This window comes from Cellulomonas sp. URHB0016 (assembly GCF_054057935.1).
Map to the genome: position 1 here is coordinate 2644821 of NZ_JBSRZU010000001.1, position 15298 is coordinate 2660118.

The window sequence follows — 15298 nt, forward strand, 5'->3', positions numbered from 1 at the left end:
GAATCTCAGGCCGAGCCGGCAGACGCCGGTATAGCGCGGCCGCATCGGCTTGTCGGCTGCTGCCGGCCCGGAGGTACCACGGACGGTTCATCGGCATCGACCATGCGGACACTGAATCGTCCGGAGACAGCTCGGCGGCTAACGAGGACTGCGTCGAATGCGTGGCCGAAGACGATCGATTCCGGTGGCCTCGGCCGGTGTGACGAATCGCCGAAGGCGGAAGACGTTCGCGTTCGCGGCGGGCTCACGGGCTGCGGGATGTGAACTGAACGCGCTCCGAGCGGTTCACCCGAATGCCCGCCAAGGATGGCTCGTGCCGGCTGTAGCGTCGGCGATCGCCTCGGTGCGACTTGCCCGGGACGACAAGTTCTGATCGAAATGGGAAGTCGTCCGAATGGATCGTTCAAGGGCCGTGGTTGCCGGTGTGACCACGGTGGCGCTGCTGCTGGTCGGGATACTCTTCGGACCGGCCCCCGAAGCAGAAGCAAACCTCTCCTCTCTGGACGGGCCGCAAGGGCTCGCGGTGCTCGGCGACGAGGTCTTCACCGGGTTCACCGCGGCCGACAACGCATTCCTTACCGCGAACGGGATCGCGAGCATCCCGGTCGCCACCGCCCCGGTCGCTGCCGGAGTGACGGGCGTGTCGATCAGCACCGCCCAGGCGGCGGGTATCACTGGCACCGCGGCCGCGGGCGTCGGGATGTTCGGGTGGCTGAAAGGCTGGCTGCACATCGGCGGGACGACGCCGGGGCTGAGCCCTGGGACGGGAATTCCCGCCGGGTGGGACCTGCCGCCCGCGTACCGGTACATTTCGGGCTGGTATGGCGCCATCCACTCCGTCGACTCAGTCACGGTGTCCGCTGATCGGCATCAAGCGACAGTCGTCGAGACGATCGATCACCAGCCTGGCACGCAGCAAAGCGGTGTCTGGAAGATGAAGATCGGGTGCGGATCAACCCTGATCGGTCCGGGCCAGGAGGCTCCTGGCTACCTAGGAGGGCTCAACACTTCTCGGATCGGCAAACCGACAGGCACCCTTACGACTACCTACACCTGCCCCGCACCGGACATCGTTGTCGATGGGATCGTCGGATACTCGGGACTGCCAGCAGCGGCCGCGTCGACCGCGCAGCCACCGTTGGTGAACTACGCCCCCCACTGGCTGCCGCCGTACGCACCAGGGGTTCCCCCGGGCGTCCCGGCAGGGTCCGGGACCTTTAGGCGCTCCGTGACGTGCTCGAACGGTCAGACCTACACCGATTCGATCCCGGCGACCGTGGGACAGGCCGCAGACTTCGAGCTCGGGCCGTTGAACTGCCCACCGGGGTCGGTCGCGGTCACGTTCGGTTCCACCTGGACCGCCGCCGGCGGCACGCCGCAACCCGTCACCCCGTCCACCTCCACACCCATTTGGGTCCAGCGCGTCCCCGTGCTGCAGCCCCAATGCCTGGTCACGACGTGCCACCTGCAGCTGTTCAGTACGGAATCGTCGACCGAGCCGGTGACTTGTGGTGATCTGGCGGCCCTGTGCCCGCAGTGGTACGTCAGCCCGACCCGGGCCGAGGACTACCAGTGCCACTGGGGCCCGTACACGGTGGACCTGAGCGCGTGCGCCGTGTTCCGCGATCCCGGCCGGGTCCTGCCCAACGGCACGGCCGGACCCGACGGGACAACCGTCATCACCGAGTGGCCGACACTCGAGCTGGACACCGACGTGGTCGCGACCCTGCGCTCACGGCTGGTGCACCGCTACGACAACGACCACGACACCGCATGCCAGGCGCTCGGCGAAACCGTCAGGGCCGACAGGTCGGCCACCGCCCTCGTCAGCGTGCCGGACATCGTCGAGATCTGCCGCGACTACGACCTGCAGCAAGCCCTGCAGTGGATCGCCGACAGCGACACCGGCGACCTTGCTGTCACTGCCCTGGTCGACGCATCGACCAACGGCGACAAGCTCGACAACTTCACGCCAGACTGCGACGAGATCAACGCCCTCGGCGACTGCCTCGAATGGTTCTCAGAGCACGCCGATGACCAACGAGTTGAACCCGAGCCCGAACTCGAACCGGCAGCGGCCGGAGCTGGCGGCCGAGTCCCGCCGCCAGGAAACTGCATGAGTGACCTGAACGATCGCAACGAACTACTCGCTGGCCTGCCCAAACAGATGCATCACATGGCCACGTGGTACACAGGAAACGGGGCAAAGTTCCAGAACATCCTCGACGCCTGGGGCCTGAACCTTCAGGTCGAGGGGAGCGCCAACGCCTCCGCGGCCTGGAACCTGTTCGAGGTGGCGCACAGGGGACGCCACCCGGCCGAATACCACCAATGGGTCATGGACAATGTCGAAAATGCCGCTGAACAGGCCGGGTACGGCAACACTGCCGAGTTTCTGCGACTCTTCAACGCCTGGGTCGTCGACGTCGTCAAGGCCGACCCCACGATCCTGCGACTCTCCTACTGGAAGTGCCACCGCCGATGACCACGTACTACACCGTCACGTCCCACGGCGACGGGCCCGCGAACCAGTACGCCAAGTACGACGCGGGCCACGTCTTCCTCCAACGACTGCGCCAGCCGGGCGTCATTGCTGAGCCGAGCGTCACCGAGTTCGCTTGGGGGGCACCCAACACGCCGCCGGACTGGCCGCTCACGCTCACCAGGCTGTTCTCCGAGCGGATGGCCGAGATCGTCGACGCGTACCTGTCACCACTGGACAAGGTCCAGTGGCTACCGGCCGTTGTGGTCGGTGCCGACGGATACCGCGCCGACTATCGGATCCCCCACTTCACCGAGCGGCCCGATGTCCTGGACAGGGACGCCAGCACCTGGGGACCCAGCGGCCAACCGATCCGTTGGGTCCTCGACCTCGCCAGGACCGCCGGGCGTACGTTCTTCCCCTCACACGCCTACGGAAGCAACGTCATCGTCGATGACACCATGCTCGCCGCCTTCCGGGCCGCGGAGCTGACCGGGCTCGACGTCGACCGGGCACGCATCGCCGACCAGGTGTGAGCAATGCCTGATACCTCGCTGATTTCCCTGCTGGCCGAGCTCGACAGCGCACTGAGGCGTTCAAGTGATTCCGCGACGTCGTCGGACGGCCTCGCGCCAGGCCGAGACTCGCGCGCCGGGCAAGCCCACGGATGACCAACAGCAATAAGGTCACCGGGAACCACCAGCTGATGAACAGCATGGCCATATCGAACAGCACCCACCCGAACGGGGTGGGCTCGTACGAGTTCGCCTCCTCGGAGGCATTGACGAACAAGTACAGGATCGCTGGCACGGCGCCCGAAACGAATCCGGTCCAGAGCACCCAGTCCGACTCGACGGGCCGGTTGAACCAGAACCCGCGCGGAACGGCGCGACGTTTCTCGGCAGCTCGCCGAGCTTCAGCCTTCCGCTTGAGGTGTACGAGGTACTCCGCAGCGTCCATCGCGTCGACGTCTTCTCGCTCGCCAGCCACGTCCTGACCTCGTTCCTTCTCGAACGTGATGCGGTTCCTCGTGAGCATGCTGTCGCGGTCCTTGTACCAGGTCACCGCCTCAGTGCGGGCCAGCGGCCCCTGGCCGTGCAGAACGTCGGCGCGGCCGCCGGCTACTGCTTGCGGGTCAGCTGCTCGATTCGCTGCTTGCTCCACCCGGAGGGCCGCGCCAGCGCGGCCAGGGTGGCGCCCAAGGACCGGGCCGCGCGTAGTGCATCGTCGCGGGCGTACAGCGCGACCTCGGTCCGGAAGCGGTAGAACTCCGAGACCTCGTGCCACAGCACCGCCTCACGCGCTGCACTGTCCGCGTCCGTCATGACCCGCTCGGGCCAGCCGCCGAGCCTCTGCGCGATGGCCTCACGGAAATCGTCACTGGTCCAGCCAGCCGCGATCAGCCGTGTGGCCACGGTCGGAACGTGCGTGCGGTACGTCGTGAGCGGGTACCAGTCCATGATCTCGAGGTGCGTAAACCCCGAGTCGACCCACTGCGCGTACCACGCAGGGTTCGGCATCTTGAGCCGCTGGGCCATCAGGGCTTCGACTGACGTCAGCGCTGTCGGCGCCCGGTGGGACGATCGCGCTCGGAACCCGAACCTCCGGCGAGCCGAGCAGATGCCTCACGCGCTTGTCCGCGCACAGTCCGCCTCGACGCCGCCATCGCGTCCCCGACTCGTCTACCCACTGCCCGTCGCCGATCGGCGTCGGCCACGGAGTGCCGCCTCCGCCGGCACCCGGCTCCACGGGACCGCCCTGGTGCCCGAGCTGCTCACGCCGGACAGGCCGCCTGCTCATCCCGTCATCATGCCTGCCCTGGTCTGCCACGAATCGCGAGGGCAGTACGTCGTCGAGGCGCAGAGTTTCACTCCTGCCCACCATGCGGGGCGGAGTCCGGTGGTGGTGTCGGCGGTCGGCGGGACGATGGGCTCACACCTCGACGCGGTTATGGAGGGCATCGCCGTGGAGTTCAGGCTAGAGCTCGTGTTCGTCCCGGTCAGTGACGTGGACCGGGCCAAGGCGTTCTACGCCGACCAGGTCGGCTTCCACGTGGACCACGACCAGACGGTCAGCGAGGACCTGCGGTTCGTCCAGCTCACCGCGCCCGGATCGGCGTGCTCGATCGCCATCGGGAAGGGTCTCATCGCGACACGGTGCCCGGCTCGCTCAAGGGTCTGCAGGTGGTGGTCGACGATGCGGACGCGGCCCGGGCGTTCCTGCTGGAGCACGGGGTCGAGGCGTCGCCGGTGCAGGAGCTCGCGTGGGGGGCGGTTCAGCGGGTTCAAGGACCCCGACGGGAACGAGTGGACCATCCAGCAGCTGCCCGCGTGGCGCGGAGAGGGCTGACGCACCGAGAGCCGTCAGCGCGGTGCGGCCGACCGCCTCATGGCGCGAGGAGCGCGACGCGGTACAGGACGGCCAGCGCGAGGCCCCCCACCGGCGCGCCGATGGCCACCTGCGCGACGGTGTGCTCGCGCAGCCGCACCCGAGCCCAGCAGATGAGCACGACCACCGGCGCCAGGAGCGGGATCAGAACGACGCCGAGCTCCTGCCCGAGGATCAGCACGATCCCGGCGGAGACGCCGGCGTGGAAGCTGATCTTCCAGCCGAGGTTGACGACGAACAGCAGGGCCTGCGTGCCGATCGCGGCGACGATGAACGCGGCCAGCGTGCCCGGCGCGTCGGTGACCAGGCACATCACGAGGCCGACGGTGGCGAACGTGATGTTGGACAGGATCGGGACGATCCGTTGCCGGCGGGTGGTGAGCATCCGGTCGTTCCAGCGGCCCGCGAGCACGCCCGCGACGACGACGGCGTACGGGATGCCGGCCACGAACAGGGCGGCGACCGCGCCGTCGACGAGCCCGGCGGTTCCGGTGGCCCGCCAGCCGAGCAGCAGGAGCGTCAGGGCCCCGAGGCACGGCGGGGCGAGGATCTCCGTCACGGCGCGGGCGAGCCGGTGCGGCGCGGACCTCGGCGGCTCCGTCGCGAGCGTCACCGCGCCGCCGGTCGAGCCGACGGCACCGTCCGGATCAACCGCGCCGCGCGGATCGTCAGCGCTCACTGTCGGCCCGTCCCTCGGGGAGGGACGGTTGCCCCTGATGTGATGACGCACGGTACTCCGCGAGCCCCCGGCAACGCACAGAGGGAGGTGCGGCCGTCGAGTGGCGAAGACGCGAACCGTGCTCACCATGGAGTGATGAGCGATCAGACCACGAACCAGGACCCCCCGCGACCAGTACCCGAGCCCCGAGGCCCAGCCGGCCCAGAAGATCCCCCACCCGGGCCTCACCCGCCAGATGTCCCACGAGCCCGACCACGGCGAGCAGAGCTACCGCGGCGCCGGCCGGCTCCAGGACAAGCGCGCCCTCGTCACCGGCGCGGACTCCGGCATCGGCAGGGCCGTGGCCCTCGCGTTCGCCCGGGAGGGCGCCGACGTGGCGATCTCCTACCTGCCGGAGGAGGAGCAGGACGCCAAGGAGACCGTCCGGCTCGTCGAGGACGCCGGCCGACGGGCGGTCCGCCTGCCGGGCGACATCCGTGACGAGGAGTTCTGCCGGACGCTCGTCGACACGGCGGTCCGCGAGCTCGGCGGCCTCGACGTGCTCGTGAACAACGCCGCGTTCCAGATGGCGCAGGACGACGGCCTGCTCGGCATCACCACGGAGCAGCTCGACCGGGTGCTCAAGACGAACATCTACGCCCTGTTCTGGATCACCCAGGCTGCCGTGCCGCACATGGGTCCCGGCTCGTCGATCATCAACACCAGCTCGGTGCAGGCGTTCCAGCCGAGTCCCGGCCTGCTGGACTACGCCACGTCCAAGGCGGGGATCCTCAACTTCACCAAAGGGCTCGCGCAGCAGCTCGGCGAGAAGGGCATCCGGGTCAACGCCGTCTGCCCCGGACCCATCTGGACGCCCCTCATCCCCGCGACGATGTCCGAGGAGAAGGTCGACTCCTTCGGGTCGGACACCCCGCTCGGGCGCGCGGGTCAGCCCGCCGAGCTCGCGCCCGCGTACGTGTTCCTCGCGTCGCAGGAGTCGAGCTACATCACGGGTGACCGCATCGCCGTCACGGGCGGTCGCATCGTGTGACCCCCGCCTGACCTGCACAGGGCCTTCACGTCGTGCACCACGGACCCTCCGCGCGGCGGGGAGGCCCCGGCTAGCGTGGCGCGATGCCCGATGGTCACCGGCGCCCGCGCCGACACGCCCCGCCCCGTCACGCCCTCACGCACAGCACCCACCGTGTGGCCCGCGGGGTGGCGCTGTCGCTCGCGGGCGTGCTCGTCTTCGGGGTCAGCGCGGCGGTCGCGGTGACGCTGCGCATGACGTCCAACATGGACCACTTCGACATGGACGGGCTCGTCACCGCGGCGTCACCGCAACCGACCCACGCGAAGGACCCGGACGACCCGAACGCGGGCGCGCCCGTCAACATCCTGCTCATCGGCTCCGACCAGCGCGACGGCGCCAACGAGGCGATCGGTGGCGCGGACTCGACCATGGCGTCGGACACGACGATCGTCGCGCACATCTCGGCGGACCGGACACGCGTGGAGCTGGTCTCGATCCCGCGTGACTCGATGGTGCGGATCCCGTCCTGCCGGTCGGACGGGTCGACGTCGAAGGCCCGCGCGAAGGCACAGATCAACTCGGCCTTCGCCACGGGCTGGAAGCTCGGGGGCGACCTGCGCACGGCGGCGGCCTGCACGGTCAGCACCGTGCAGGAGAACACCGGCCTGGCCTTCGACCACGTCGTGATCGTCGACATGGCCGGCTTCCAGCAGATCATCGACACGGTCGGCGGGGTCGACATCTGCATCCCCACCCCGATGAAGGACCGGTACACAGGGCTCGACATCCGGACGCCCGGGATGACGCACCTGGACGGTGTGGTGGCGCTGCAGTTCGCCCGGGCGCGGCACATCGTGGGCAGTGACGGCTCCGACCTGACGCGCATCGGCAACCAGCAGCGGCTGCTGTCAGCGGTGATGGCCGAGGTGCTGTCGAAGAACGTCGTCACGGACGTGCCGCAGCTGCTCTCGTTCCTGTCCGCGGTGACAAGCTCGCTCACCACCGACAACGACCTGACCGTGCAGACGATGGTCGGCCTCGCCTACAGCGCGCGTGGCCTCGGCGCCGGGGGCATCACCTTCATGACGATCCCGAACGGCCCCGACCCCGAGAACGGCAACCGCGTCGTGTGGACCGACGAGGCCGAGACGGTCTGGTCCAACCTGGTGCAGGACGTGCCGGTCGTGCCCACGGAGAGCGCGGCCGCCGACACGTCCGCCGTCCCGCCGGTGCCGACCACGGCGACGGACGACGCAGCCGCGCCGCCGGCGACGACGACGGTCGAGACCGAAGCGCCGCCCGCGGCTCCGACGGTGCCGACGCCCGCCGAGACCAGGAAGGCCGGCCGGGAGCCCTTCACGGCGAACGACGTGACGGCCACCTGCGCGTGACGGTGACCGCGCGTGACGGCTGAGACCGCCATCGGTCTCTGACCGACGCTAGCGACGGCCGTCCACCGGCGCCGCGAGCTCGCGCGCGCGCAGCAGCACGGCGTCGAGCATGCCGGGGGTCAGCCGGCCGGTGAAGGTGTTCTGCTGGCTGACGTGGAAGCAGCCGAGCAGCACCACCTCGGCGTCCGCGCGCCGCAGACGGACCTCGGCGCCGTGACCGAACCGGGGTCGCGGCCGGGGGACCTCCCACCCCTGTTCGCCGAGGGTGGCGAGCAGGGCCTGCCAGCCGAAGCCGCCGAGCACCACGACGACCTGGGGTGCCACGAGCTCGACCTCCCGCCCGAGGAACGGCCCGCACGTGCGCCGCTCCTCGGGGGTGGGCGCGTTGGCCGGCGGTGCGCACCGGACGGGTGCCGTGGTGCGGATCCCGGTGAGGACGAGGCCGTCGTCCGCGCGCACCGAGGTGGCCTGGGAGGCGAACCCGGTGCGGTGCATGGCGGCGAACAGGAAGTCACCCGAGCGGTCGCCGGTGAACATCCGGCCCGTGCGGTTGGCGCCGTGGGCGGCAGGCGCCAGGCCGACGACGAGGACACGGGCCGTCGGGTCGCCGAAGCCCGGGACCGGGCGGGCCCAGTACGTCTCGTCGCGGTACGCGGCCCGCTTGGTGGCGGCGACCGTCTCGCGCCACTCGACGAGCCGCGGGCACGCCCGGCAGGTCGGGACCAGGGCGTCGAGCGCTGTGAGGTCACCGGCGGCCGCGGCGGCCCGGGCGACGTCGTCCGCGCTGGTGGGGCCGGTGCTCACGCCGGTCCTGCCGAGCGGCCGACGAGCTCGTCGACCGCGGCGAGCGCGTCGGCGACCGAGGAGACCCGCACGGCCGACGGGCCGCCGGGCGGCGATCCGTCCGCCGTGTGCACCTGCCACCCGTCGAGCGCGACCACCGGGACCCCGGCGCGGAGCGCGAGCGCCACCTCGGACAGCGTCCCCCAGGACCCGCCGACGCTCACCACCACGTCGCTCGACCGCACGAGCAGCGCGTTGCGCAGCTCGCCCAGACCGGTGGGCAGCGCCACGGTGAGGTGCTCGTCCCCGTCGACGCGGTCGGGACCGGGGAGCAGCCCGACGACCACCCCGCCGCCGGAACGCACGCCCGCGGCGACGGCCCTCATGACCCCGCCCAGCCCGCCGCACAGGACGACGTCGCCACGGTCCGCGAGGCCACGCCCCAGGTCTCGCGCACGGGCCTCGTCGGCCGCGGACGCGTCCCCGGGTCCGACGACCCCGACGTACGCCACCGCGACGGGACTCATCAGAACCGGTCCGGGTCCCCCGCGCCCACCCGGACGATCTCGGGCGCACCCTCGGTCCAGTCGACGACCGTCGTCGGCTCCCGGCCGCAGTCGCCCGCATCGAGGACGGCGTCGAGCTGCAGGTCGAGCTCCTCCTTGATCTCCCAGCCCTCGGTCATCGGGTCCTCCTGTCCCGGCATCAGGAGCGTGCTGGAGAGCAGCGGCTCGCCGAGCTCGCGGAGCAGGGCCGCGACGACCGGGTGGTCGGGGATCCGCACGCCGACCGACCGCTTCTTCGGGTGGGCCAGCCGCCGCGGGACCTCGGGGGTCGCCGGCAGGATGAACGTGTACGGGCCGGGGGTCGCCGCCTTGATCGCCCGGAAGGCGCTGTTGCTGAGCTGCACGAGCTGGCCGAGCTGCGCGAAGTCGGCGCAGACGAGCGTGAAGTGGTGCTTGTCGTCGAGCTGCCGGATGCGCCGGATGCGGTCGGCGCCGTCGTGGTTGTCGATCGTCGAGCCGAGCGCGTAGCAGGAGTCGGTGGGGTACGCGATGACCCCCTCGTTGCGCAGCAGGTCCACGACCTGCGCGATCGAGCGGGGCTGCGGGTTGTCGGGATGCACGTCGAAGTAGCGCGCCATGGACCTGAGCCTAGGGAGTCCGGAGGGTCAGGCGGGCACGAGGTGGTCGGGGCACACCTCGTAGTGGTCGGGCGCCATCGTCAGGTCGGCGCGGCCGCCCGTCAGCGAGCGCAGGTCCAGCACGTAGCGGGCCAGCTCGGCCTCCGGCACGGTCGCCTCGATGCGGACGCTGCCGTCATCGAGCGACGTCGTGGCGCTGATCCGCCCGCGGCGTGAGGACAGGTCGCTCATCACGTCGCCCTGCGCGGTGCTCGGCACCACGACCTCGACATGGCTGATCGGCTCCAGCACGAGGGTCCCGGCGGCGTGCAGCGCCTCGCGGACCCCGGTGGCGGCGGCGGTGCGGAACGCCATGTCGGAGGAGTCGACGGAGTGCGACTTGCCGTCGTACACCTCGACGCGCAGGTCCACGACGGGGTACCCGTGCGGGCCGCCGGACGCCATCGCCTCGGTGACGCCCCGCTGGACGGCGGGCAGGTAGCCGCGCGGGATGGCGCCGCCGACCACCTTGTCGACGAACTCGAACCCCGACCCGTGCGGCAGCGGCGACACCCGCAGCTGCACCACGGCGTACTGCCCGTGCCCGCCGGACTGCTTCTTCACCTTGCCCTCGGCCTCGACCTGCCTGCGGATCGTCTCCCGGTACCCGACAGGCACGGGCGAGGTGGTGACGTGGACGCCGAACACGCGCGCGAGCCGTTCCAGGGCGACCGCGAGGTGGGTGTCCCCGAGGCCGCGCAGCACGGTGCGGTCGGTGCTCCGGTCCACGCTCAGCGTGGGGTCCTCGGCGGTGAGCCTCGTCAGGGCGGCGGAGAGCCGGTCGTCGTCGGACTGCGTGACCGGTTCGAGCGCGAGCGCGTACACGGCGGGCCGCTCGCGCGGGGGCACGGCCGTCATGGAGGCACCCGGGCCGGCGCGGTCGGCGAGGAGGCTGCCGGACGGCGTGCCGGTGAGCTTGGCGACGGCTGCGACGTGGCCGGCGGGCACCGAGTCGAGCGGCAGGTGCTCCTTGCCCCGCAGCCGGAACAGGCCGGGGACGCGCTCCTCGGCCTTCGTCGTCGTGTTGACGAGCTTGTCGCCCGGCCGGAGGGTGCCGGACAGCACCCGCAACAGCGTGACCTGGCCGACGAACGGGTCGGCGAGCGTCCGGAACGCGTGCACCAGGATCGGGCCCTGGGGGTCGGGCGCCACCTCGACGTCCGTCTTCCCGGCGCGCACCCGCTTCGGGCACTCGTCGGCGGACGGCCCGAGCTCGCACAGCAGGTCGGCGAGCCGGTCGACACCCACCCCGGTCACCCCCGACACGACCAGGACGGGGAACGCCTCCCCGTCCCGGACCTCGTGCGCGAGGGTCCGCTCGAGCTCCGCGCTGGTCGGCACCTCGCCCGACAGGTAGCGCTCGAGCTGGTCGTCGTCGTGCGAGACGATCTCCTCGGTCACCTCGTCGTGCAGCCGGTGCTCCTCGTCGACCATCCCCGCGGGCAGAGCCTCCGTGTGGTGGCGCCCGTCCGGCTCGTAGGCCAGCCCTTCCTCGCTGAGCACGTCCGCCACGCCGGTGAACTGGTGCTCCTCGCCGAGCGGCAGCTCCAGCGGGACCAGCCCGTCGCCGAATGCGCTGCGCAGGTCGTCGAGCACGTGCCGGAAGTCCGCCCGGGCCCGGTCCTCCTTCGTGACGACCACGATCCGCGGTAGTCCCGCCTCGGTGACCTGCCGCCACGCGGTGAGCGTGCCGGCCTGCACCCCGTCCACCGCGCTCACCACGACGAGCGCGAAGTCCGCCGCCGCGAGCGCCGCGTCGAGCGCGCCGGCGAAGTCCGCGGACCCGGGCGCGTCGAGCAGCGTGACGTCGTACGTCAGCCCGTCCGGTGCCGTCCACGGAAAGGGCGCGACGCCGAGGGACAGGGAGATCCCGCGTGCGATCTCCTCCGGCTCGTGGTCGCTGACCGTCGAGCCGTCCTCCACGCGACCCGGCCGGGAGATCGCCCCGGCCCGGTGCAGGAGGGCCTCGACGAGGGTGGTCTTTCCCGCGCCCGCGGCGCCGACGAGGGCCACCGTGCGGGTCCGCGGCGTCGTCGCCTGGTCCATGCTCGCTCGCTTCGTCGCTCGCTGCTCCCTGTGAGGGGACCTGGGCCCACAGTAGCCAGGCGACGGGGTGGATGGCAGGCCGGGAACGCAGGAAGGCCCGGGGCCGGCGTCCGGGTGCGGACGACGACCCCGGGCCTCCGGGGGGTGCTGCGACTACGCGGCGTCGAGGATGTCGACGACGAACACCAGCGTGGAGTTCGGCGGGATCGTGCCCTTGTCCTGGTCGCCGTAGCCGTCGGCGGGCGGCACGACGAGGAGCACCTGGCTGCCGACGGTCTGACCCGCGACGCCCTTGTCCCAGCCGGGGATGACCTGGCCGGCGCCCACGGTGAACGGGAACGTGGACTTGCTGTCCCACGACGAGTCGAACTTGGTGCCGTCCCACAGCCAGCCCGTGTACTTCACGGTGACCTTCTGGCCGTTCGCGACGGCCGGGCCGGTGCCCGTGATGAGGGGCTGGACGACCAGCGCGGCCGGGGCGTCGCCGCCGACCGGCGTGATGGCCGGTGCGCCCGACTCGTCGAGCGTCACGGCCGGGAGGCCGGCGACGGGCGGCACGGCCGCACCGTCGGCGCGCGCCGGGATCGTCTTCGCGTCGACGACCTCGAGCGCGTACACCTGCGTGGCGTCCTGCGCGGTGAGCGCGAGCAGCACGCGGGCCCCGACGTGCGCGTCCTTGAGGACCTCGTCGAGCTCGGTGATCGTGGTCGCCCCGGCCGTGAGGGTCTCGGGGGCGTTGTCCTTGTAGGTGGAGCCCTGCGTCGCGCCGTCCTTGCCGTCCACGACGATCATCTGGACGGTGAGGTTCTGGCCGTCCTCGATCGCGGCGCCGTCACCGTCCTTGACGAGCCGCGACACGAACCCCGTCACGTTGAACGGCTTGCTCGGCAGCGTGATGGTCGGCTCCTTGCCGGCCTCGCCCTTGAGCTTCACCTTGGCGAGCGCGGCCTTGTCGGCGGCGGCGTTCACCCCCGTGGAGGCGGAGGCGGACGCGGACGGGCTGTCGCCGGAGTCCCCTGCGCACGCGGTGAGCGTGAACGACAGGGCGAGGGCGAGGGTGGCGGCGGCGAGGCCGCGAGCGGTGGTCGTGCGGCGCACGAAGGTCCTCCGTCTGATCGGGTCCCGCCCGGGGAGGCGGCGGACCCACGCACGGTACGCGAGATTCCTGGGGAAGTGCTGAGGGTGCCGAGGGGGCAGAGGGCCGAAACGATTCGGCCCTCTGCGGTCGGTCAGAGCAGCCGGCGGTCGCCGTCGCGGACCACCCGCAGCCACCGGTAGCCGTACGCGCCGAGCTCCACCTCGACGCGCCCGTCCTTCGCCACCACGCAGGACCCGTCCCGCAGCAGGTCCACGAGGGCGACGGTGTCGTCGCAGTCGTCGAACCGCAGGGGGACCATGACGGGCTGGTCGGACAGGTTGTGCACCGCGACCGTCGAGCCGTCGCCCCAGCTGCTCCGGTGCGCCAGGACGGACGGGTGCGGCTGGTCCAGGATCTCCGCCTCTGCGGCCCAGCCCAGCTCGGGGCTCTCGCGGTAGCGGCGCACGAGGAGCTGCACGAAGTTGAGCAGCGACTCCGGGTCCCGTCGCTGGTCGGCGACGTTCACGTGCTCGGGCCCGTAGCCGCCGTCGGTCAGGTGCCGGACCAGCCGGTTGCGCGGAGCGCGGGACCACCCGCCGTTCCTGCCCGACGACCACTGCATCGGCGTCCGGACCGCCATCCGGTCCTCGGCGGACAGGTCCTCGCCCATGCCGATCTCCTCGCCGTAGAAGAGGACCGGCGTGCCCGGCAGGGAGAACAGCAGCGAGTAGACCATCCGGATCCGCCGCGGGTCGCCGCCGAGCATCGTCGGGAGCCGGCGGCGCAGTCCCCGGCCGTACAGCTGCATGTCGGGGTCCGGGCCGAAGGCGGCGAACACCTCCTGGCGCTCGTCGTCCGACAGCTTGTCCAGCGTGAGCTCGTCGTGGTTGCGCACGAACGTGGCCCACTGGGCGTCACGCGGGATCTTCGGGCGGGCCGTGAGGGCGTCGGCCAGCGGGGCGGCGTCCTGCCGGGCCATCGCGAGGTACAGCGACTGCATGCCGATGAAGTCGAACTGCAGGTTGAGCTCGTCGCCGTCGGACGTCCCGTCGCCGTCGCTGTCCCCGAAGAACAGCGCCTGCTGCTCGTACGGGAGGTTCACCTCACCCATGAGGATCGCGTCACCGGCGCGCCGGGTGAGGAAGGCCCGCAGCGACCTCAGGTAGTCGTGGGGGTTCGCGACGTCGTCGTACGGGGTCTTCGCCGTGTCGGCGAGGAAGAACGGCACCGCGTCCACCCGGAAGCCCGACAGGCCGAGCTCCGCCCAGTAGCCGATGTTCTTTGCGATGGCGTCCCTGACCTGCGGGTTCGCCGTGTTGAGGTCGGGCTGCTGACGGTAGAAGTGGTGCCGGTACCACTCGCCCGTGCGGTCGTCCTTCGTCCAGATGCCCTCCTCCTTGTCGGGGAAGACGGCCTGGTCCTTCGTCGACGGCGGCTTGTCCGACCGCCACACGTAGAAGTCGCGGTACCGGTTGTCCTTGCTGCGGCGGGCCTCCTTGAACCAGGGGTGGTTCTCCGAGGTGTGGTTGACGACCAGGTCGGCGATGACCCGGATGCCGCGGTCGCGGGCCGTGCGGATGAGCTCGACGAGGTCGCCGGGGGTGCCCAGGCGCGGGTCGACGGCCGAGAAGTCGACGATGTCGTAGCCGTCGTCGACGGCGCCCGTCGGGTAGAACGGCATGAGCCACAGGCACGTGACGCCGAGGTCGGCCAGGTGGTCGAGGCGCTGCAGCAGGCCCGGCAGGTCGCCGACGCCGTCGTCGTCCCAGTCCATGTACGTCTCGACGTCCAGGCAGTAGATGACGGCGTTCTTCCACCACAGGTCACCGGTGTCGCTGATTCTCACGGGGCACTCCTCGATCGCGGGGGTCGGTCGCGGGCGTGAGGCACGTGTCTACCGGGTCGCGCGGCCGTCCGCCCGGCGAGAGCCGCTCCCGTGGAGCGTCCGGCCCGGCGGCGGACGTCTCGGGGACCGGTGCACGCTGCATGGGACCCTCCTGGCATGCCGAGCCAGACACGCATCATGAGGTCGGACGCCCCGGAACGGGAGGGCCTCGCGCGCGACGGGTGGGTGGTGGTGGCTCGTTCGTGGGCCGGCGCGCTCGATGCCGAGGCGTGCGACGAGCACGTCCTGCGCAATCTGGTGGCGCGTGCCGAGCCGGTGGGCGTGGTCCGAAGGCTCTCGGTCGGCGACGTGGTCGGTGTCCTGTCGCTGGACGCGGCGACGCTCCACGACTAACCCGGCGGCCAGGCGAC

General features: G+C 71.3%; 14 protein-coding genes. 6 read left to right on the forward strand and 8 right to left on the reverse strand.

Translation table 11 applies throughout. From position 1 onward, the window contains the following. Positions 1-424: 424 nt before the first annotated feature. On the forward strand, positions 425-2485 hold the full coding sequence (locus ACVW07_RS12155; protein WP_456819499.1) for an AHH domain-containing protein: 2061 nt from the start codon (positions 425-427) through the stop codon (positions 2483-2485). Then, complete coding sequence (locus tag ACVW07_RS12160) at positions 2482-3018, forward strand: hypothetical protein (RefSeq protein ID WP_456819500.1); 537 nt, start codon at positions 2482-2484, stop codon at positions 3016-3018. The genes ACVW07_RS12155 and ACVW07_RS12160 overlap by 4 nt, the downstream gene beginning before the upstream one ends. 585 nt (positions 3019-3603) lie before the next feature. Here the strand turns inward: ACVW07_RS12160 and ACVW07_RS12165 are convergent. Continuing rightward, complete coding sequence (locus ACVW07_RS12165) at positions 3604-4020, reverse strand: hypothetical protein (protein WP_456819501.1); 417 nt, start codon at positions 4018-4020, stop codon at positions 3604-3606. Positions 4021-4447: 427 nt separating this feature from the next. On the opposite strand from ACVW07_RS12165, the gene ACVW07_RS12170 reads away from it, so the two are divergent. Beyond that, entirely contained in the window at positions 4448-4831 is a 384-nt protein-coding gene (locus tag ACVW07_RS12170; RefSeq protein ID WP_456819502.1) for a VOC family protein, read from the forward strand. A 37-nt stretch (positions 4832-4868) separates the two neighbouring features. On the opposite strand, the gene ACVW07_RS12175 is transcribed toward ACVW07_RS12170, so the two are convergent. Further along, positions 4869-5549, reverse strand: a complete 681-nt coding sequence (locus ACVW07_RS12175; RefSeq protein ID WP_456819503.1) for a hypothetical protein — start codon at positions 5547-5549, stop codon at positions 4869-4871. A gap of 235 nt (positions 5550-5784) precedes the next feature. On the opposite strand from ACVW07_RS12175, the gene ACVW07_RS12180 reads away from it, so the two are divergent. Continuing rightward, entirely contained in the window at positions 5785-6579 is a 795-nt protein-coding gene (locus ACVW07_RS12180; protein ID WP_456819504.1) for an SDR family oxidoreductase, read from the forward strand. 83 nt (positions 6580-6662) lie between these two features. Next, positions 6663-7952, forward strand: coding sequence for an LCP family protein (locus ACVW07_RS12185; protein WP_456819505.1), 1290 nt, complete (start codon positions 6663-6665; stop codon positions 7950-7952). A gap of 48 nt (positions 7953-8000) precedes the next feature. Here ACVW07_RS12185 and ACVW07_RS12190 read toward each other — a convergent pair whose 3' ends face one another. From ACVW07_RS12190 to ACVW07_RS12215, 6 genes are all read right to left on the reverse strand, one after another. After that, on the reverse strand, positions 8001-8756 hold the full coding sequence (locus ACVW07_RS12190; protein WP_456819506.1) for a uracil-DNA glycosylase: 756 nt from the start codon (positions 8754-8756) through the stop codon (positions 8001-8003). Continuing rightward, positions 8753-9262 (reverse strand): TIGR00725 family protein, encoded by a 510-nt coding sequence (locus tag ACVW07_RS12195; protein WP_456819507.1) that lies wholly within the window; start codon positions 9260-9262, stop codon positions 8753-8755. The genes ACVW07_RS12190 and ACVW07_RS12195 overlap by 4 nt, the downstream gene beginning before the upstream one ends. Then, on the reverse strand, positions 9262-9879 hold the full coding sequence (locus ACVW07_RS12200) for an L-threonylcarbamoyladenylate synthase (protein ID WP_456819508.1): 618 nt from the start codon (positions 9877-9879) through the stop codon (positions 9262-9264). Before ACVW07_RS12200 ends, ACVW07_RS12195 begins: the two co-directional genes overlap by 1 nt. A 27-nt stretch (positions 9880-9906) precedes the next feature. Next, positions 9907-11964, reverse strand: coding sequence for an elongation factor G (locus tag ACVW07_RS12205; protein ID WP_456819509.1), 2058 nt, complete (start codon positions 11962-11964; stop codon positions 9907-9909). A gap of 153 nt (positions 11965-12117) precedes the next feature. Continuing rightward, entirely contained in the window at positions 12118-13062 is a 945-nt protein-coding gene (locus tag ACVW07_RS12210; RefSeq protein WP_456819510.1) for an FKBP-type peptidyl-prolyl cis-trans isomerase, read from the reverse strand. A 131-nt stretch (positions 13063-13193) separates the two neighbouring features. Then, positions 13194-14888, reverse strand: coding sequence for an alpha-amylase family protein (locus ACVW07_RS12215; protein WP_456819511.1), 1695 nt, complete (start codon positions 14886-14888; stop codon positions 13194-13196). 156 nt (positions 14889-15044) lie between these two features. Between ACVW07_RS12215 and ACVW07_RS12220 the strand changes: the two genes are divergently transcribed. After that, complete coding sequence (locus ACVW07_RS12220; RefSeq protein WP_456819512.1) at positions 15045-15281, forward strand: hypothetical protein; 237 nt, start codon at positions 15045-15047, stop codon at positions 15279-15281. Positions 15282-15298 lie beyond the last annotated feature (17 nt).